This window comes from Endozoicomonas arenosclerae, assembly GCF_001562015.1.
Classification (GTDB): domain Bacteria; phylum Pseudomonadota; class Gammaproteobacteria; order Pseudomonadales; family Endozoicomonadaceae; genus Endozoicomonas_A; species Endozoicomonas_A arenosclerae.
Genome location: NZ_LASA01000089.1, coordinates 21,409 through 41,194 on the forward strand (window position 1 = coordinate 21,409; position 19,786 = coordinate 41,194).

Consider the following 19,786-nt stretch of genomic DNA (forward strand, 5'->3'; position numbering starts at 1 on the left):
ATTATGGAAATTACACTCGAAAGCTCTCAGTCAATGCATCAATCAGAATCCAACCGGCAGCTGTTTCAATGGGCTTTGAATGAGCTGGAGCAAAAAGGGTATTCCAGTAAAGTTTCTAACCGGATGGTCCAGAGGATGATGACTCGTCTGAACGGCAAGAAAGCCGACTTTATCCAATGGGTCAGCCTCAGGCCGGTTTATACAGAATCTCACTACCATAAGCAGAACAAGAGCCGGATGTTTGTCCAGCAACAGTTAAGCCGGATGGTGGTGAGAATATTGCTCAAAAAAGGTTACCCAAAGCAGTCTGCTTGCCACCTGGCCTATCGGTTGATACGCCATGGAGGAGGACCAGAAAACTGTGACGTTAAAGAAGTCATCAAAGCCACAAGATCCTGGCCCACGCTTAAAACCTAACCCCGCTTTTCAGTGACCCAAAGACTGACCTGCTCCTGAAGAACATCCAGAGGCAGAGGACCATTCTTCAAAATCACATCATGATATTCACGAATATCAAACTCTGAGCCCAAAATCTTTTTAGCGTCTTCTCTCATCTTGAGGATTTTCAGCATGCCAACTTTATAGGCCGTAGCCTGAGACGGCATGACAATGTATCGCTCAATGGCTTTTTCAATATCCCGACGTGGGTTCGGTGTATTCAATGCCAGATACTCAATGGCCTGCTCACGGGTCCAGCGTTTGCTGTGAATACCGGTATCAACAACCAGACGACAAGCTCTCCATATCTCCATGGCCAGACGACCAAAGTCAGAGTATGGGTCCTGGTAAAAACCCATTTCCTTGGGAATATATTCCGCATAGAGCCCCCAGCCTTCTATGTAAGCCGTGTACCTGCCAAACTTTCGGAACATAGGCACATCTTCCAGCTCCTGAGAGATCGCCTGCTGCATATGATGACCGGGAATACCTTCGTGATAAGCCAGAGCCTCCATCTGATAAGTAGGCATCTCTTTCATCTGGAACAGATTGGCGTAGTACATTCCAGGCCTTGAACCATCGGGAGACGGGCGCTGGTAAAAGGCTTTGCCAGCCGACTTTTCACGGAAAGCCTCCACTCTTTTAACTTGCAACCGGGCCTTGGGCTTGGTCAGAAACATCTGATCCAGGGAAGCGTTCATGTCAGCAATGAATTTGATGTTTTCATTTAAGTACTGCTGACGGCCCATTTCAGTTTCTGGTTTATAAAACTGTGGGTCGCTGCGCATGAACTCGTAAAACGCCTGAAGGTCATCTTCAAAACCGACCTGCTTCATGATGACTCTCATTTCATCCTGAATGCGTGCTACTTCTGACAGCCCCAGTTCATGGATCTCATCAGCACTGAGTTCTGTTGTAGTCGTCCTGTTCAAAGCATTGAGGTAATAAGCATCACCGTCTGGCAGTTTCCAGACACCATCTTTGTCGTCTGATTGAGACTCCAGCTTCTCCAGGGTAACGATCAGTTTCTCGTAGGCAGGCCTGACATGATTCACCAATGCCTTTTCAGCTTCTGCTAACAACTGCTGCTTTTCTTCTTTGGGAAGATCCAGAGCAGAAACCTTACGGGTAAAGTCAGCCAGCAATGTCCCGGCTTCACCTTGTTCAAAGGGTGCCCCCTTCAAAATATTCTTTGAGTCACGAATGACATGGGGATAAACAAAACGTGGTGCCAGAATGCCCTTGCCAGCCCGAACATTGAGACCATCAATCAGTTGATCAAAGTAAGTAGTCACTGCTTTCAGTCGAGCGATGTAAGCCTCTGCATCAGCCTTGTCTGTCACCTGATGCTGGTTTATTAACAGTGCGGGCATCTGGGCATGGACGCCAAACATCTGGTTAACGGGGTAGTTATACAAACGCCATTGATAGTCAGCAATTTCATTTTCCAGACTGGAGACTGCCAGCCGGTAACTCAGCAATGTTTGAGGATCGAGAGCATCAGGGTTGATACTGCTTTGTATTCTCTTTAACTGCTCAATGTTCAATTGATGAAATTGTTCATTTCCTGTTTCACTGATGTCATCCCACTTATCCTGATCTTTTTTAATGCCCAGCATGGTCTGGAAGTTAGGACTCTGCATTGCTCTTTCCAAAAAGAGCTCGTCAAAAAGCTGGTTGGCTTTCTCGGATTCAGAAAGAGCCTGCTGCTCAATGTCTGAGTGTGCCGTTTTGCCATGAGTGGAAGATGTTTCAGGGGTCTGCAGGGTAGAGCAGCCTGTAGCCATTACCATGGTGACAGCAATAGCCAGAAGTGTTTTAGTTTTTTGCATTGTGGGGTACACAAGTAAGAGTGAGTTATTGTTATTTTTCAGCTCGGATTCAGAGTCCACATCATCTAAACGACATCATAAGATTTTCAGTAGCTCAAAGCTGACTCGACACCTATTTCACTCCCACCCAAAAACTTTGTCCAGCAGTTGCCGAACTTCATCCGTTAACTGTGAGACAAACCTTCATTACCGAATCCCTTCCAAACTCATTTATCTGCATAGCAAATGCCCGGCAATCTAATCATTTACCGCCATATCGACGCTTGAAACCCAGATATCGCCACCTGGATTAATCACCATTTTGAAAATAAAACACTTGAAAATGGAACGATCGCACTTAAAACTACCTATATACCTAAAAGAAATTTAAAATTAGTTTTTAATCAGCAGAATTGGACCCATGGAGCCAAAGCTGCATTTTTATAGACAAACAACTTGAGAATCTGATGGCGCTTCTGGAAATCCTCCAATACCCCGATGAAAGACTTCGCACCATTGCTGAGCCAGTGGCTGAAGTAAACGACGAAATTCGTAAAGTCGTGGACGACATGCTGGAAACCATGTACGACTCCAAGGGTGTTGGTCTGGCTGCCACTCAGGTCGATATCCACCTGCGAATCGTAGTGATGGACTTCTCCGACGATGGCAACGAGCCACTGGTTCTGATCAACCCATCGTTTGAACCTCTGACGGATGAACTGACCGACCTGTCTGAAGGCTGCCTGTCAGTACCCGGATTCTTTGAATTGCTGGATCGACCTGCTCAGGTTCGCCTGACAGCTCTGGACAGAGACGGCAATCAGTACTCCAAGGATATGGACGGCCTTCCCGCTGTCTGCGTACAGCATGAACTTGACCATTTGAATGGCAAACTGTTTGTAGATTACCTGTCTCGCCTGAAGCAGGAGCGCATCCGTAAAAAGCTGATTAAAAACAAGCGTCTGGCTACCGCTTAACCTCTCTTTTTACTCCCGGAAGAAGCTGAAAACCACTCTTCCGGGAGCCGTATTAAGCGGATATTAAACTGACTTTCGCTCCTCGTTGATTTACTCAGCTCCTCACTTTATCTATCATCGCCCCTTGGAGCCTGTCGGACTTATGTTTTCGAGCATGAATCCAACAACCTCCTTTCCCCATCGTTCTGTCGAGCCTTTAGAAAACCCAATGAAAAGCCTTCGTATTGTCTTTGCCGGTACCCCGGAATTTGCCAGCGCCCACCTTCAAGCGGTTCTGGACAGCCAGGCTGTGAAGGACAACCAGCATGAAGTGGTTGCAGTTTATACCCAGCCGGACAGGCCGGCAGGACGGGGAAGAAAGCTCAAGCCGAGCCCGGTGAAAGAGCTGGCGCTGCAGCATGATATTCCCGTATTTCAGCCTTTATCCCTGAAAAAGGATGAAGAAGCTCGTGAACAGCTGGCGGCACTCAAGCCAGATCTGATGATTGTGGTTGCCTACGGCCTGATTCTGCCGAAAAGTGTTCTGGATATTCCAACCTACGGCTGCATCAATGTTCATGGTTCTATTTTGCCAAGATGGCGTGGTGCTGCACCTATCCAGCGCGCTATCGCTGCAGGCGATGAAGAGTCCGGCGTAACCATAATGCAGATGGATGAAGGACTGGACACGGGCAATATGCTGATCAAAGCCTGCTGCCCGATTAACACCACCGACAAATCTTCCGACTTGCATGATCGTCTGATCGAAGTGGGACAGCCTGCTCTGATAGAAGCCGTTAACGCTATTGCAGAAGGCAGCCTTACGGCAGAAAAACAGGATGACAGTTGTGCCTGTTATGCCCATAAAATGAGCAAAGAAGAAGCCCGGATCGACTGGAGCAAACCCGCCGCAGATCTTGATTGTCTGGTCAGAGCATTCAACCCATGGCCAGTAGCCACAACAGAACTGGAAGGCAACGCTATTCGGGTTTGGGAAGCTGAACGGGTTGAAGGTACCAGCCAGGAAGCTCCAGGCACTCTGGTTAAAGCAGACAAAATGGGTCTGGATATTGCAACAGCAGAGGGTATTCTCCGCCTGACCAATGTGCAGCTTTCTGGCAGTCGCGCCATGTCAGTACAGGACCTGCTTAACAGTCGCAGGGATATGTTTGTACCCGGGAAAAAATTCAGCTGATGGCAAAACAATCTTCCGTTCGACTGGCTGCCGCCAAAGTAATCAGTCGTGTAGTCTCCGGTGAATCCCTGAGTCAGGTGCTGCCTGAATATCAGGAGTGCCTGCGAGATAAAGATCAGCCTCTCTTGGCAGAGCTTTGCTATGGGACACTTCGCTACTACTTCCGTCTCGATAGCTGGCTCAGTTCATTGATGGACAAGCCTCTCAAGACTAAAGAACAGACCATACACAGTCTGATACTGGTTGGGCTCTATCAGCTGTTTTACACGCGTATTCCCGCCCATGCCGCTATTGGAGAAACGGTTCAGGTCACTCGTATGCTGGGGAAAGCCTGGGCCAGAGGTCTGGTTAATGGGGTATTGAGAACAGCGCAGCGTCAGGAAGAAGAGCTTCAGGCCCTCTCTGATACTGACGACATTTGTCTCACAGCACATCCACAGTGGCTTATCGGAAAGATCAAAAAAGCATGGCCTGAACACTGGCAGGATATAGCTCGGGCTAACAACCAGCCGCCACCGATGACCCTGAGGGTCAATGAACAACACATCAAGCGTGACCGTTATCTGAAGAAGCTTCTGGACGACTGCATTCAGGCTTCTCCTTCACTGGTATCTCCCCAGGGAATCACTCTGGCCAGAGCCACCTCTGTCGATCAGCTGCCCGGCTTTTCTGACGGCGTTGTCAGTGTTCAGGATGAATCGGCCCAGCTTTCAGGCAACCTTCTTTCAGTCAAGGAAGGTGATCGGGTTCTGGACGCCTGCTGTGCTCCAGGAGGAAAGACCTGCCAGCTGCTGGAAATGAATCCTGGCATTGAGTTGGACGCTCTGGATGTCGATGAGAAGAGACTCACCCGAGTCCAGGAAAACCTTGATCGCATTGGTCTCAAGGCCAAACTGATGACCGGTGATGGTACCCAGCCAGAGCAATGGTGGGATGGGCAGCCCTATGACCACATACTTCTGGACGCTCCTTGCTCTGCAACCGGTGTAATTCGCCGCCACCCGGATATTAAACTGCTTCGCAAACCAGAAGATATTGATGCCCTGGCAGAACTTCAAGGCAGGATTCTTAATACCATGTGGTCATTGCTGAAGCCCGGTGGCACACTGCTGTATGCAACCTGTTCTATTATGCCTGCAGAGAACAGCAAACAGATCGAAGCCTTTCTCCAGCAGAGTGAAGATGCCGAGTTGTTGCCTCTTCAGGGAGAGTGGGGACTCGATACCGGTTTTGGCCGGCAGATTCTGCCCGGATCAGGCGACGGCTTCTTTTACAGCCTGCTGAAAAAAGTGCCCACAGCAAAAGAAGAAGGCCAGTAAAGACTATGAAAATCATCATTCTCGGTGCCGGACAAGTCGGTGGAACCCTGGCGGAAAACCTGGCCAACGAAGAAAACGACATCACGGTAGTGGATACCAATGGTGAACGGCTCAGGGAACTACAGGATCGCATAGATATCCGAACCATTCAGGGTATGGCGTCTTTTCCTTCTGTACTGAAACAGGCGGGTGCTGACGATGCCGATATGCTGGTGGCCGTCACCAACAGTGATGAAGTGAATATGGTTGCCTGCCAGATTGCCTACACCATGTTCCACACCCCATCCAAAATTGCCCGGATACGTCAGGCTGCTTACCTGAACAAGGAAAACCTGTTCGGTGATGACGCCCTGCCCATTGATGTATTGATCAGCCCCGAACAGGTTGTGACCAATTACATCCGCCGCCTTCTGGAACGACCCGGAGCACTGCAGGTTCTGGACTTTGCCGATGGCCGGGCTCAGCTGGTGGCCATGAAAGCTTATTATGGCGGTCCACTGGTAGGCCAGGAACTGCGCTACCTCCGTGAACACATGCCTAACGTTGATACGCGTGTTGCTGCTGTCTTCCGTCGGGGCAAGGCCATCATGCCCAAGGGCACAACCGTCATTGAAGCTGATGACGAAGTGTTCTTCATTGCTGACCGTCGACATATCCGCGCGGTTATGAGTGAACTGCAACGACTGGATGACGATTACAAGCGGATCATCATTGCCGGTGGCGGTAACATTGGCCTGCGTCTGGCCCAGTCAGCTGAAAATGATTTCAAGGTGAAAATCATTGAGCAGAATATGGAACGTTGCCAGTTCCTGTCAGAAACGCTGACCAAAGCCATGGTCTTCAACGGCAATGCATCCGATAAGGAATTGCTGATTTCAGAGAATATTGAAGAGACGGATATTTTCTGTGCCCTGACCAACGATGACGAAGCCAACGTGATGGCAGCCATGCTGGCCAAGCGATTGGGTGCTCGTAAAGTTATGGCTCTGATCAACAATCCAGCCTACGTAGACCTGGTTCAGGGAGGCGAAATTGATATTGCAATTTCACCTCAACAAGCCACTATCGGCAGCCTGCTCAAGCATGTCCGTCGAGGCGATGTGGTGAATGTGCACTCATTGCGTCGCGGTGCAGCAGAGGCTATTGAAGCCATTGCCCATGGTGATGAAAACTCTTCAAGGGTAGTGGGTAAAACGGTACAACAGGTAGAGCTGCCACCGGGTACAACGATCGGAGCTATTGTCAGAAACGATGAGGTACTGATTGCACACGACACTACTCGCATAGAATCTGGCGATCATATCATTCTGTTCCTGACCAACAAGAAACGTATCCACGAAGTAGAGCAACTCTTCCAGGTTGGACTGGGCTTCTTTTAAAAGATACCTTCCCAATCAGCTATTGATCGAAGAAAATCATTTCATCTTGTTAGGGATGAAATGATTTTCGCGGTAAAATAGCGCCAGCGGTTTCCTTTTTCTCTTTAATAGAAGCTTGCACCGCAGACTTCATGCTTCAGCAACTGGGGGGTTGTAATGGAGCATTGATGGTCTTTACACGTAACGATAACTGAATCAGACAGCATGGCCGTTGTCTGTATAACTAGAAAAACAGGGGCTTATGCGGTTTTCTGTCATTTTACCCGTCCTGGGTATTCTTTTGATGCTGTTCAGCTTCTCCAGTCTACCGCCTCTGGCCGTAGCACTGATCTATGGAGAAGCAGAAGTTTCACTGTTTTTGTACACATTTTTTCTGACCTTCCTGATCGGTTTCTTTCTCTGGTTCCCATTCAGAAAGATCAAATCCGACCTGCGCACCCGTGACGGTTTTATTATTACCGTCCTCTTCTGGGTCGTTCTGGGGGGAATGGGCTCCCTGCCTTTATTGCTGATGACAGATCCAGCTCTGAGCGTAACGGATGCAGTGTTTGAATCTATGTCAGGATTGACTACGACCGGGGCGACAATCCTCACCGGTATCGATGATCTCCCCAAATCGATTCTGTTTTACCGCCAGCAGCTTCAGTGGCTGGGAGGCATGGGTATTATTGTCCTGGCTGTAGCCATTATGCCCATGCTGGGAATAGGGGGGATGCAGCTTTACCGGACAGAAACTCCAGGACCTATTAAAGACAACAAACTGACCCCCCGTATCAAGGAAACGGCGAAAGCTCTCTGGCTGCTTTATCTGACACTGACGGCAGTCTGTGCTCTGGGTTATTGGTTAGCGGGCATGAATCTTTTTGATGCGATAAGCCATAGCTTTTCCACCATAGCCATTGGCGGCTTTTCTACCCACGATGCCAGTATTGGCTATTTTGAGTCACCCCTGATCAATGCCACAGCCACTTTCTTTATGCTGGTAGCCGGTATCAACTTTGCCCTGCATTTCTTCGCTTGGCGCAATAAATCCACTCACCATTACTGGAAAGATCCTGAGGTCCGGGCTTACCTTTTGATCCTTTTGGTGGTCTCTTTCATTACCGTTGCGGGTCTCTACTTCTCTGGCACTTATGATCTTGCCGACTCTCTGGATCACGGGATTTTTGAAGTAGTCTCCGTTGCGACCACAACGGGTTATGCCACCAGCGGCTTCTCAGCCTGGCCAACCTTCCTGCCTCTTTTGCTGTTTATGACCAGTTTTGCCGGAGGATGTGCAGGATCAACGGCGGGTGGTATGAAAGTGATTCGTGTACTGCTGATTTTTAAACAGGGAGTAAGAGAACTTCGTCGTCTGGTTCATCCCAACGCTATTTTCTCAATAAAGCTGGGCGGCAAACCCGTTCACAGTAGAGTGGGTGAAGCGGTCTGGGGATTCTTTGCGACCTATGTTTTCCTGTTTGCCGTGATGATTCTGGCTGTCATGGCTACGGGTGTGGATCTGACTACAGCCTTTTCAACTGTAGCTTCCAGTATGAATAACCTGGGTCCGGCATTGGGCGAAGCGGCTGATAACTACGACTCACTGCCCGATACCGCAAAATGGATTTTGTGTTTTGCCATGCTTCTGGGTCGTCTGGAAATTTTCACCCTGCTGGTATTGTTTACTCCCACATTCTGGAAGTATTGAGACTCCGTGCAGCCTGGTTTTCCAAACCGGGCTGCACTTTTCATCAAACATCAGTCACAGCTGGGAACCTTTTCTCTAAATCAATCAAAATCTGCTCACCAAAAATCCTGATTAAAGCGTTAGCCAGACTTTCTACTCCCATCGCATCAATGAATTGAGCCAATAAATTAGCCACTCTTTGTTCCAGAGCAGTGGGTTCCAGTGCCGAACTTTCTGCAGAAGGAAGAGTGAGAGCAAAGACTTTTAGATCTTCTTCAAACTCCTTATAGTCTCCACCAAAATCCGTTTCAATATAGTGACTGATCAGACTAATAAATTGTTCATCTTGTGAATAAGCGGAGAGATACGCTCGCACCCTCTGACTTTGTAAGGCAGAAGCTCTTGATCTCTGTAGTAGCTGCAATTCAGGCTGACTATCACGCCTTCTATGATCAATTCGATGCCTTGTCGTCTCAGGAGCACTTAATGTGTGCTCATGGAAACCTACTGGACCCCGTCGGCTTTCAGGCACTGAAAGTTGGGTATGAAAACCAGGATTAGGAAAAGGTAATAGATTTCCCGGAGAGGTTTCTGAATCGAGCAACCCCATTAACTCTCTGCTGCCATGTTGACCGTTAGAGTTTTGATCCGAGTCAGGTGACGAAACCAGTATGTCAGGGGGCGATACCGAACCGGCAGGATAGTCAGTTAATCGATCATTTGCTCGACCTCGTGAGTAATCCCTCATAGTGCCATCCCTGCTAAATTCTCTGAGCCCATTCATGCTTGAATCCAGGTCAGGCCGGCTAATAGCTCTCCACATTTTGCCCAGCCAGGCTGGTGGCCTCAGATAGTCAGAAACTCTTCTATTGGGACTGGAAGACGGAGATGAATCTTGCGACGATTTAACTCCCAGCTTATTAATGGCGCCTTCAGAGCCGTATTTCGCGTTTCTTCTCAAACCATGCCTTCTTTGTCCTTCAGAAGTTCGTCTTTGTCGGGTATCCAGCAGATTTTCCTGACTCCTGGATTCCTCGTGATCCAAAGCGGAGGGATCCGATGGATCACTTAAACGCCGTGTCTCTTCCTGCGATAGTTGACTGAGTTTTTCTGTGACCGTTAAGGTGGCATGGCTCACCATCATTTTGACCGACTCAAACAGGTGATTGAGATTGTCTCGTGCCAACTCTGGTAAAGCTCTGGCCTGTTTGTATAAAGCCCCTCTGATATCAACGTCGTATGATATAGCTTCCAGTTCTTCTGATGCCTGAAGATAACGAACTCTTTCCCTCTCGAGTTCTTCTTCTGTTTGTCGAGAAACTGATTTCATTCTCGCCAACTGTCTTTCCAGCTCTATTAAGCGCGCCCTGTAGTGCTCGGCTTGCTGATGAACCAGGGCATACTCCCTGGCAGCGAGAGACTCGGGTACAAAACGTTTTACTGTACTTTCAAAGTGCTTCTTTTCTGCATCCAGAAGCTTTTTGTATTCCCATTCAACACTGGCCATAATATTTTCAAGCCGCTTGTAATGCTCCTGAAATCTGGACCAGCTTCTTAAATTTGCCTGCTCTATCTCAATCATTTGAGCATTGATATCCTGCCACATCTTATCAATGGCTTTAGCTCTCTCCTCAGACCATTCGACTGTTTTTTCACTCTGAGCCAAATCCCGATCAAAACGTTTTTGGAGGTCTCCCGATTTTTTATCACTGGCTCCTACCCGACTGATCATTCTCTCTCTGAAATTCGAAGTGCGCTCTTTCACCTTTCTTTCCAGCTCTTCACGGCCCTCTTCAAGCGCATCATCCCGGACATGGCCTCTAAAGCTAAAACCACTGTATTCAAGCTTTAGCTGCTGACCTGTAATCTGGAATTCATACTCCATAGTGACGGTAAACATTCCATCCAGCTGCTTCTTGCTATCAGGTACCACCCAGGTATCAAATTCTTTATGAAAGATCAGTTTTAACCGTCCACTTGAGGTCAGCTCGACCAATACTGGTGTTGCCGAATCAATAGTATCCTCCCGGTTGGATGGGCTGATCATCCATCCTCCAGGCATCAGGAAATCCAGAAGATTATCCCGCCCCAATAAACGGTCAGTTCCGAAAACGGCGCCTCTGAGCGAGTTGGGAGAATCCTGATTCAGAACCATATAGAGAAGGACTTCCAGACCAGGCAACTGAGGGTCAAGAATTTCAGGCAATTCACAAACATTAGCCACTCTGGCAGCTGTCTCTATTCCAGCACTCACAGCCGACTCAGCTCGTAGCTGGGCAATCTGTCTATCAAGCTGTAGTCTTCTGTCTCCTGATGCCCTGTTTCTTTCAGCTTCCAGTTCAGTAATATCGACCTTTGGAAAACGCTTTCTGACATCCCTTATCAGACTGGCAGTATTCCCCAAGCTATAACTTTCGGCTTCCTCTCCCTCTGTAAGATATCTGAAAATGATCGGCAGTCGCTGACCGTCTCTCGCACACTGTTCTCGCCATCGACGAATCTCCTCCTCAGAAAAAGAAAGCCTTTCCGATTCGGTCAGAGACAGTATCCGGGTATGCAACTCAAGTCGTTTAAGCCGCTCTCTTAGCAAGCCCATAAAGGGTGATTGTTCATTGTAAATGACGCTATTGTGGGAAAAGCTTACAACCAGATCGGTTGAGTGCTGAGGGCTGGGTACTGAGATCTGTAGGTCCTGCCTTCCCATATTCAAATCTGCAGCCATACTTAGCATCTGCTCAGCATCCTGCTCTGTGAACAGCTTCATCACTTCCCGGGTTAAATAGGCATAACGACCATAATCCAGAATCAGTTTGACCAGCTCATCCAGTCCAATGGTTTCCCAGTCTTGCTGGAGATGACTGTAGGCTTTTTCCTCTTTGAAGAGCTTGATCAGACTCTCACGAAGCGCTATTTGTTTTTGCTCGAAGTTCTCAATACCTGTTCCGAGGATGGACAAGAGGCTGGCTATAAACTCTTCCTGATTACCTTCTTTAACCAGATGGTAACTGGAAAAAAGATCTGCAAGAAAAGATGTGTGTAAAGGATTCTGAATCAGAAAACCGTCATGACCTGTGGTGGATAGTTCTTCCGTGGTCCCGTCTCCATTCGGATCCTGATTGCCATCAGAAGCATGATCATTACTCCCTGTGTTATTCGGATCGGAATCAGGCTGCTCTTCTTCCCCTTCATCTTCATCATCATCACTGCTCGGGGGTGGCGTTGGGGAAGTCTTTTCTTTTCCATCCATATCAACGGGCTCTTCGTCAAAATCCGCAAGATCTGCGGTCAAAACATCTAGCCTGTTGGAAAGAATCTTTCTCAGTGTTTTCTCCCAGTATGAAGAAGTACCTTCCAGAGCCATTAGACGCTCAAGAACATCCCGCTTTTTCTTTTCTATATACTTTCTTCGCTCCTCAAGGGTCATTCCCTGCATGCGGATATGTTCTTCCAGCGCATCCACTTCTTCCTGTACTTTTTCTTCAATAGCAGGACGGAACGTTTCTAGCTCCGCCATATAAGCCTGCATGAGTCCCCATTTCAGTTTTCTGCCAGAGATGTTTGGAGTCAGATATCGCAGTCTCGCCAGTATCTCTCCACCCAGTGATTGAGGCCGGCTACTAACAGGAGCGGACTGGTTTAGAGCTCTCTCAGTTTGTACTCTCTGGAGTTCATCAAGATCAGCCAGTATTAAAAGAATAATTTCTCTGAAAACGACAGCCGCTGGAGTATTCGCCACAGAGTCCAGAAGCCCATTCTGCTCAAGCCTATCCAGATAGTCCCTCAAGAGGTTCCGATAATGCATGAGTTCGCCAAGAGTCATATTCTCCATATCGGAGAGATCAAGACCTACCTCTGTCAAACCTGAGTCACCCACCAGTGAAAGCAGGTCGAGCACTTCTATCAGAACAGCTTGAATCTGTGCATTATGGGTAAAATCAATAACGGATAGTTCTGGGGGAAGGTTTTCAACTACCGGAGCAGCAGGTTGATAGAGTTCATCATTGCCAAGGAAAATGTCGGGATCTGGAGTAGCCACAGAAGCCCCTGGCAGACCGGGAATAAATACCCTTCGCCCCGGCATCATTTCCTTCATGATATCCTGTTTTTTCAGGATCTCTTCCGGGCTTTTGGGGAAACCTCTGCCACTCCATTTTCTAGGATCGTATTTTATAGAGTTACTCGATAAAGCGGAGCTTCCAGCTTGAGACCAGTCACTGATAACCTTAAGAAATCTGAGAGTAAAAGGTAATTTAACAAGCTCGTAGAGCCATTGAGAAACATTACCCGAGAAGCTCGTTACTTCCAGAGCAATGAAAGCCTTGAAATGAAAAACATAATCCGACTGTTGAGTTGCAAGCCCAGTTCGACATTCTGCAAAAAGGTTTTTCGAAATCGGAAAGAACATCTCATCCTCTGAGCTGACTTCACTTTCGGATTCATTACTCAGCGCTTCTGATTCTATAACAGCCTCTTTAACTGCAACCAGATCACAGGCGTAAGTGCTTTGAACCTCTCCTTCCCCAAGGCTGATTTCAACATAGCTGGACTCTGTATTATTTATGCTGCTCATGAGGGTGGCAGGCAGAGCAGTACATCCCAGTAAACCCAGCTTTATCCATAAAATTCGTGGCGTCATAAAATCTTTCTATTGAGGGCTTATCAACCCGAATTGATATCACTCCAAGGAAAGTAGTTCAGACGCCAGATTCAGTTTGTTTTTTGGACGGTTATATTGTTTTGATTTGTAATCAACGCTCATTCATATTTATCAAAAGCATTCTTTAGAAAAGTTATTCACATCTACTAACAACTTATCCACATTATTTTCACTCTTTTTTTTATCCACTGCCCAGTATTCTCTGAGACCTTTGAGAAGGTTATTCACAACACCTCCATTTCCAGAGGCCCAGAACGGTATCCGCCCTTTAGTCAAAGCGGTATAATCCGCTGCTGTTTCTAAAAAATGCCATCTTTCTTATATGCACAGTGGGCTTTTTTATGCTCATGCTGTCAGTGGTATTGCAAGCGCCCGGGCTTAAATTGTCGAAGCTTCGACAGGCTGTTGACTGCCGGGATAGAGGAATAAAGCCTAATTTGAGCCTCCATGAGGTAGTACTGTGACTTCTCAAAGCACGCCTGATATCAAGACATTTCAGGGCCTGATTATGGCCCTCCAACAGTTCTGGGCTCGCCAGGGCTGTGTGGTTTTACAGCCGTTGGACATGGAAGTAGGTGCAGGCACCTTCCACCCAGCCACATTCCTTCGTGCCATAGGTCCGGAAAACTGGAACGCCGCCTATGTGCAGCCCAGCCGCCGTCCAACCGATGGCCGCTACGGCGAAAACCCGAACCGCCTCCAGCATTACTACCAGTTTCAGGTGGTGATGAAACCTTCTCCTGACAACATTCAGGAGCTCTATCTGGACTCCCTCAAAGAGCTGGGTATTGATCCACTGGTTCACGATCTTCGCTTTGTAGAAGATAACTGGGAATCCCCAACGCTGGGTGCCTGGGGTCTGGGTTGGGAAGTCTGGATGAACGGAATGGAAGTCACTCAGTTCACCTATTTCCAGCAGGTAGGTGGTATTGAGTGTTACCCCGTTACCGGTGAAATCACCTATGGTCTTGAGCGTCTGGCCATGTACATCCAGGGCGTAGACAACGTTTATGATCTGGTCTGGACTGAAGGTCCCCAGGGCACAGTGACCTACGGTGATGTTTTCCATCAGCAGGAAGTTGAAATGTCGACTTTCAACTTTGAGCATGCTGATACCAAGGAACTGTTCCACCAGTTCAACTTCTATGAAGGCGAATCCAAGCGTCTGGTAGAAGCCGGTCTGCCACTGCCTGCTTATGAGTATGTGCTGAAAGCGTCTCATACTTTTAACCTGCTGGATGCACGTCATGCTATCTCGGTAACAGAGCGTCAGCGTTTCATTCTGAGAGTCAGAACCCTGGCCAGAGCTGTAGCCAAAGCTTACTTTGATGCTCGCCACCAACTGGGCTTCCCATTAGCCAGTGACGATATCCGTGCAGAAGTCCTGGCCAGCCTGGAAGACAGCAAGACACAGGAGAAGAAGTGATGAGTCAGAAAGATTTCCTGGTCGAGCTGGGTACTGAGGAACTGCCTCCAAAAGCTCTGAAAAAGTTATCCAATGCTTTTACTCAAGGCATTATCGATCGTCTGAAGAATGCTCAGCTGTCTTTCGACAGCTTTGAAGCGTTTGCCGCACCTCGCCGTTTAGCCCTGTTAGTGAAAGGTTTGGATACTGCTCAGCCTGATCAACAGCTTGAGCGCCGTGGTCCTGCTGTTAAAGCGGCCTTTGATGCTGAAGGCAAGGCAACCAGAGCCGCTGAGGGCTTTGCCCGTTCAAATGGTGTTACTGTCGATCAACTGGAAAAACTGGAAACCGATAAAGGTGCCTGGTTGGTCTACCGTGCTGTTCAGCAAGGTTCTGCAACAACTGAACTGCTGCCTGAAATTGTCAGCCAGTCTTTGAATGAACTGCCGATTCCCAAGCGTATGCGCTGGGGAGCTCGTCGCACTGAATTTGTTCGGCCTGTGCACTGGTTAGTCATGCTGATGGGAGAGCAGGTGATTGACTGTGAAATTCTGGGCCTGAAGTCAGGCAGTCAGACTCGCGGGCACCGTTTCCATGCTAACCAGCCTATGACCATCAGTCAGCCAGCAGATTACCAGAGCCTGCTGAAAGAACAGGGTAAGGTTATGGCTCTTTTTGAAGAGCGCCGTGACATCATCAAAAATCAGGTCACCGAAGTTGCTTCCAAACTGGGCGGTGAAGCGGTTATTGATGAAGATCTGTTGGATGAAGTGACCGCTCTGAATGAGTGGCCAGTCGCTCTGTCTGGACGTTTTGATGACGAATTCCTGGAAGTACCGGCTGAAGCTCTGATCTCTTCTATGAAAGAACATCAGAAGTATTTCCATGTGGTTTCAGGGGAAGGAAAACTTCTTCCCCATTTTATAACCATTTCCAATATCCAGAGTCAGCAGCCGGAACATGTAGTATCCGGTAATGAACGGGTAATCCGTCCACGTTTAGCAGATGCCAAATTTTTCTTCGATACGGACAAAAAAACCAGTCTTGAAGCACGCAGGGAAACCCTGAAACCCATCGTCTTCCAGGCTGACCTGGGATCGCTGTTCAATAAAACCGACCGCATTGCAAAATTGGCAGGTTTCATCGCCAAACAGGAAGGTGGGCAGGAACCGTTAGCGGTTCGAGCTGGAGAACTCTGCAAATCCGACCTGACCTCCGAAATGGTTCTGGAATTCCCGGAACTGCAAGGCATCATGGGCCAGTATTACGGCGCAAATGACGGAGAAGCAGAAGAGGTTTGCCAGGCTCTGAATGAACAGTACATGCCGCGATTTGCCGGCGATGAACTGCCTTCAAACCTGACCGGATGTGCCGTTGCCATTGCCGACAAGATCGATACCATCACCGGTATCTTTGGCATCAATCAGCCACCTTCAGGTAACAAAGATCCGTTTGCCCTGCGCAGAGCCACTCTGGGTGTGCTGAGGATTATTGTTGAGAAGAAGCTGGATCTGGATCTGCGCGATCTGATCAACCAGGCTATAGAAGGCTATAAGTCTCAAGGCGTGGAACTGCCTGCAGGAGAGAAGCTGACTGAAACAGTTCTGGACTTCATGCTGGAGCGCTTCCGCTCCTGGTATCAGGATGAACAAATTCCTGTAGAAGTATTCCTTTCTGTTAAAGCACTTAAGCCTTCACGCCCATTCGACTTTGATCAGCGTGTTAAAGCAGTACACAGCTTTAGCCAAATGACGGAAGCTGAAACTCTGGCTGCAGCCAACAAGCGTGTATCTAACATTCTGGCTAAAGCCGGTGACCTGGTGATTCCTGACTCTGTAGATCCTGCTTTGATGGCAGAAGCTGCTGAGAAGGATCTGGCTGCTGCGCTGGCAGACAGTAAAGAGAAGGTGGCACCGATTCTGGAGCAAAGGCAGTACGCTGTAGCCATGGAAAATCTGGCACCACTGAAGGACTCTGTTGACCGCTTCTTTGATGAGGTTCTGGTTAACGCAGAAGACCAGCAGGTGAGGCTGAACCGTTATGCGCTTCTCAAGCAATTGCGCAGCCTGTTCCTGCATGTTGCAGACATTTCGTTACTGTAGATTGCGCTCAGGGCTGTCTTTGTTACAGAAATCCTGATCAAAGCTTGATACAGTGAGTGCGGCATTTATGCCGCACTTTTTATTTACATGGACGTAACGTATCCCAGAAATGCAAGACTACAGGAAGTAGAAGTTAGGGCGAAGCAGGATGCCCGAGACGTGGAGCAATTTCTGGGTCTATGTACCGAAAATTACTCTGTTTCTGTATCTTCCTTTTCATTAAGAACAGAAACAAAGTATTTTTCTTTCGCTTTAGATATGGAACAAGTTTCCTTTAATTATGAGCAAACTGATCATTCTTGACCGTGATGGAGTCATTAACCATGACTCTGATAACTACATTCGGACGGTAGATGAATGGATACCTTTACCGGGTAGTGCGGAAGCTATAGCCAGACTGAGTAAAGCAGGCTATACCATCGCTGTAGCCACCAACCAGTCTGGCCTTGCCCGTGGGTATTTTTCAGAAGAGACACTTCATGCCATGCATCAAAAAATGCAGGATCTTGTCTCTTCTGAAGGCGGAAAGATTGACTGTATTAAGTACTGCCCTCATGGCCCAGACGATCAGTGCAACTGCAGAAAACCACTGCCGGGTCTGATTGAACAGATTTCAGAAACACTGGGGTTACCTGCTGAGTCTTCCTGGATGGTAGGAGATTCTCTGAGAGATCTTCAAGCCGGTCAGGCGATGGGATGTAATGTGGCTCTGGTAAAAACGGGCAAAGGTGTCAGGACTCTGAACAAGGGAGAGGGCCTTAATGGTGTCCCTGTATTTGAAGACCTGGCAGCATTTACTAACTTTATTCTCAACGAACCTTCCTAACCGAAGCAGGAATGAGTAATCGTTATACTGGCTTGTTTCCCTCGTCACTGACTGCCGGTATTCCAAGATAAACAAGATAGGTTATAAATGTCATTCGTCGTACAATCCATAAGAACAGCGTTATTTTATTTTCTGCTGGCTACATTTACTGTTCTCTGGTCCACTGTACTGGTTTTTGTTGTTCCCTTTGTTCCCATGAATACGCGCCATAAGGTGTTGGTAAAGTACTGGGCAGTTATTGCCATGGGTCTGGCCAGATTTATCTGTGGGATAAGGTATGAAATTCATGGCAAAGAAAACATTCCGGATACTCCCTGTGTCTTGATCAGTAACCACCAAAGCACCTGGGAAACCTTTTTCCTGCAGACAACCTTCAGCCCCCAGGCCCAGGTCATCAAGAAAGAACTATTGAAGATTCCATTCTTTGGCTGGGCATTCAGACTCATCAAACCGATCGCCATCAATCGTAATGATCCCAGAGCGGCATTAACTGATGTAGTAGAGCAGGGCACTTCAGCTTTGCATGAAGGTCGCTGGGTTTTGATTTTCCCCGAAGGCACCCGTAACCCCAATGGCAAGCTGGGTAAGTTTTCAAGAGGTGGTGTAAACCTGGCTAGAAAAGCAGAGGTTAGTGTATTACCTATTGCCCATAACGCCGCAGTTTGCTGGCCCATGGACAGCTTTTTGAAGAAACCTGGCACCATTCAACTTCATATAGGGCCGGTTGTTGAGACCAAAGACAAAACTGCTCTTGAGATTAATAACGAGACCAGGGATTGGATTGAGGGAGCATTGGAGAGAATGAATCGTGCATCCTGATGGATGCTGAATGTTCTTTCATCACCAGAGTCTCTGGTGATGAAAGAGAGACAGAGTCAGCCTTATTCAGCCATATGCTTTTCGATCAGCTGGATCATAATATGAATGGCTTTGATATGGATTTCCTGAATCCGGTCGGCATAACCAAAATGTGGAACCCGGATTTCAACATCCGCTAAACCGTCCATTTTTCCACCGTCTTTCCCTGTCAACAGAATCACTTTCATCCCTTTCTTGCGAGCCGCTTCAATGGCTTTCAGAATATTACCTGAGTTGCCACTAGTGCTGAGGCCAAACAACACATCCCCTTCAAACCCGACACCTTCCAGGTATCGAGAGAACACATACTCATAGCCATAATCATTGGAAACACAGGAAAGGTGACTGACATCTGAAATGGCAATGGCAGGGTAGGCCGGGCGATTATCCCGATAGCGACCGGTCAGTTCTTCAGCAAAATGCATCGCATCACAATGGGAACCACCATTACCACAGGAGATTACTTTCCCCCCCTGCTTAAAGGATTCTGCCAGCAGGCTTGCAGCCTTGTCGATGGCATCAATACAGGTTTCATCATTGAGAAAGCGCTCCAGAACCTGCTGGGCTTCTTCGAGTTCTGCACGTATTACTGAGTGGTACATGGCTATCAACTGTAGAATCAGAAGCCCCAAGTATACTGCATGATGGCAAGTCACCATAGGCAGCGGCTGGGCTATTACTAAATGCTTAATTAGTTTTACTTTATAGCTAAAAGGCTGATCTGTTTATGTTTTTATAAGAGCAAGAACTATACTGAATCCAGCTCCTTTTCACAGCACCCCAAACAACCTCTTCCTCACAGAGAGTTCCACTCTCTCTTTTCACACCTCACCCATAAACCATCAGGTTCTCATCATGTATAGACGAAGCACTCTTTCAATCTTTCTTGCCAGTTCTGTCTTTGTTATAGGGTCATTTAGTCTGCCATCCAGTTATGCTGGTGAAACATTTAAATGGGTAGAACACAGTTATGATCACGGCAGTGATTACCGAGCAGTCATTGATATCAGTGGTTGCAATTTGGAGAAGCGTAGTGACCAGCCCTCAACAGAAAAAGAAGATGATTGGACATATTCTTTCAGTCTCAAAGGAGCTACCGCAACCAAGGTTTTCAGTCGAAGCAGAGCTGATATCAAGCCTAGTTACAACCTCAGGCTGAATGACTATATGT

The 19,786-nt window shown here is 47.8% G+C and carries 14 protein-coding genes; 11 read left to right on the plus strand and 3 right to left on the minus strand.

Annotated features, from left to right (window positions below):
* Positions 1–3: 3 nt before the first annotated feature.
* The gene (locus tag WG89_RS13980; RefSeq protein WP_062267129.1) at positions 4–417 is read left to right on the plus strand and encodes a hypothetical protein; all 414 of its coding nucleotides are present in this window, start codon (positions 4–6) and stop codon (positions 415–417) included.
* Here WG89_RS13980 and WG89_RS13985 read toward each other — a convergent pair.
* Entirely contained in the window at positions 414–2,270 is a 1,857-nt protein-coding gene (locus tag WG89_RS13985; RefSeq protein ID WP_062267147.1) for a DUF885 domain-containing protein, read from the minus strand. The genes WG89_RS13980 and WG89_RS13985 overlap by 4 nt on opposite strands.
* Before the next feature lie 446 nt (positions 2,271–2,716).
* Between WG89_RS13985 and def the strand changes: the two genes are divergently transcribed.
* The 5 genes from def (at position 2,717) to WG89_RS14010 (ending at position 8,788) form a co-directional block, all read left to right on the plus strand.
* Positions 2,717–3,226, plus strand: coding sequence for a peptide deformylase (gene def / locus WG89_RS13990; protein ID WP_062267150.1), 510 nt, complete (start codon positions 2,717–2,719; stop codon positions 3,224–3,226).
* 208 nt (positions 3,227–3,434) lie between these two features.
* A complete protein-coding gene (gene fmt, locus WG89_RS13995) occupies positions 3,435–4,400 on the plus strand; it encodes a methionyl-tRNA formyltransferase (RefSeq protein ID WP_062267130.1) in 966 nt (321 codons plus the stop codon).
* On the plus strand, positions 4,400–5,719 hold the full coding sequence (gene rsmB / locus WG89_RS14000) for a 16S rRNA (cytosine(967)-C(5))-methyltransferase RsmB (RefSeq protein WP_062267132.1): 1,320 nt from the start codon (positions 4,400–4,402) through the stop codon (positions 5,717–5,719). Before fmt ends, rsmB begins: the two co-directional genes overlap by 1 nt.
* Before the next feature lie 5 nt (positions 5,720–5,724).
* On the plus strand, positions 5,725–7,098 hold the full coding sequence (trkA, locus tag WG89_RS14005) for a Trk system potassium transporter TrkA (protein ID WP_062267134.1): 1,374 nt from the start codon (positions 5,725–5,727) through the stop codon (positions 7,096–7,098).
* Between the two features lie 241 nt (positions 7,099–7,339).
* On the plus strand, positions 7,340–8,788 hold the full coding sequence (locus WG89_RS14010) for a TrkH family potassium uptake protein (protein ID WP_062267136.1): 1,449 nt from the start codon (positions 7,340–7,342) through the stop codon (positions 8,786–8,788).
* A 43-nt stretch (positions 8,789–8,831) separates the two neighbouring features.
* On the opposite strand, the gene WG89_RS14015 is transcribed toward WG89_RS14010, so the two are convergent.
* Entirely contained in the window at positions 8,832–13,337 is a 4,506-nt protein-coding gene (locus WG89_RS14015) for a hypothetical protein (protein WP_062267138.1), read from the minus strand.
* A gap of 595 nt (positions 13,338–13,932) precedes the next feature.
* On the opposite strand from WG89_RS14015, the gene glyQ reads away from it, so the two are divergent.
* The 4 genes from glyQ (at position 13,933) to WG89_RS14035 (ending at position 18,576) form a co-directional block, all read left to right on the plus strand.
* Positions 13,933–14,850 (plus strand): glycine--tRNA ligase subunit alpha, encoded by a 918-nt coding sequence (gene glyQ / locus WG89_RS14020; RefSeq protein ID WP_062267152.1) that lies wholly within the window; start codon positions 13,933–13,935, stop codon positions 14,848–14,850.
* Positions 14,850–16,931, plus strand: coding sequence for a glycine--tRNA ligase subunit beta (gene glyS / locus WG89_RS14025; RefSeq protein ID WP_062267140.1), 2,082 nt, complete (start codon positions 14,850–14,852; stop codon positions 16,929–16,931). Before glyQ ends, glyS begins: the two co-directional genes overlap by 1 nt.
* A gap of 280 nt (positions 16,932–17,211) precedes the next feature.
* Complete coding sequence (gmhB, locus tag WG89_RS14030) at positions 17,212–17,757, plus strand: D-glycero-beta-D-manno-heptose 1,7-bisphosphate 7-phosphatase (RefSeq protein WP_062267143.1); 546 nt, start codon at positions 17,212–17,214, stop codon at positions 17,755–17,757.
* Between the two features lie 87 nt (positions 17,758–17,844).
* Positions 17,845–18,576 carry a lysophospholipid acyltransferase family protein gene (locus WG89_RS14035; protein ID WP_062267145.1) on the plus strand — a complete coding sequence of 244 codons (732 nt, stop codon included), beginning with the start codon at positions 17,845–17,847 and terminating at the stop codon, positions 18,574–18,576.
* 62 nt (positions 18,577–18,638) lie between these two features.
* Here WG89_RS14035 and lpcA read toward each other — a convergent pair whose 3' ends face one another.
* The gene (lpcA, locus tag WG89_RS14040) at positions 18,639–19,217 is read right to left on the minus strand and encodes a D-sedoheptulose 7-phosphate isomerase (protein WP_062267154.1); all 579 of its coding nucleotides are present in this window, start codon (positions 19,215–19,217) and stop codon (positions 18,639–18,641) included.
* A 253-nt stretch (positions 19,218–19,470) separates the two neighbouring features.
* Here lpcA and WG89_RS31690 point away from each other — a divergent pair.
* A partial coding sequence (locus WG89_RS31690; RefSeq protein WP_216638487.1) for a hypothetical protein occupies positions 19,471–19,786 on the plus strand: 316 nt, incomplete at its 3' end.

Bases quoted from the DNA above. Each gene is read 5' to 3' on its own strand.
- lpcA (WP_062267154.1), bottom strand. From the start codon at position 19,217: ATGTACCACTCAGTAATACGTGCAGAACTCGAAGAAGCCCAGCAGGTT.
- glyQ (WP_062267152.1), top strand. From the start codon at position 13,933: ATGGCCCTCCAACAGTTCTGGGCTCGCCAGGGCTGTGTGGTTTTACAG.
- WG89_RS14010 (WP_062267136.1), top strand. From the start codon at position 7,340: ATGCGGTTTTCTGTCATTTTACCCGTCCTGGGTATTCTTTTGATGCTG.
- glyS (WP_062267140.1), top strand. From the start codon at position 14,850: ATGAGTCAGAAAGATTTCCTGGTCGAGCTGGGTACTGAGGAACTGCCT.
- gmhB (WP_062267143.1), top strand. From the start codon at position 17,212: ATGAGCAAACTGATCATTCTTGACCGTGATGGAGTCATTAACCATGAC.
- def (WP_062267150.1), top strand. From the start codon at position 2,717: ATGGCGCTTCTGGAAATCCTCCAATACCCCGATGAAAGACTTCGCACC.
- WG89_RS14035 (WP_062267145.1), top strand. From the start codon at position 17,845: ATGTCATTCGTCGTACAATCCATAAGAACAGCGTTATTTTATTTTCTG.
- fmt (WP_062267130.1), top strand. From the start codon at position 3,435: ATGAAAAGCCTTCGTATTGTCTTTGCCGGTACCCCGGAATTTGCCAGC.
- trkA (WP_062267134.1), top strand. From the start codon at position 5,725: ATGAAAATCATCATTCTCGGTGCCGGACAAGTCGGTGGAACCCTGGCG.
- WG89_RS14015 (WP_062267138.1), bottom strand. From the start codon at position 13,337: ATGAGCAGCATAAATAATACAGAGTCCAGCTATGTTGAAATCAGCCTT.
- WG89_RS13980 (WP_062267129.1), top strand. From the start codon at position 4: ATGGAAATTACACTCGAAAGCTCTCAGTCAATGCATCAATCAGAATCC.
- rsmB (WP_062267132.1), top strand. From the start codon at position 4,400: ATGGCAAAACAATCTTCCGTTCGACTGGCTGCCGCCAAAGTAATCAGT.
- WG89_RS13985 (WP_062267147.1), bottom strand. From the start codon at position 2,270: ATGCAAAAAACTAAAACACTTCTGGCTATTGCTGTCACCATGGTAATG.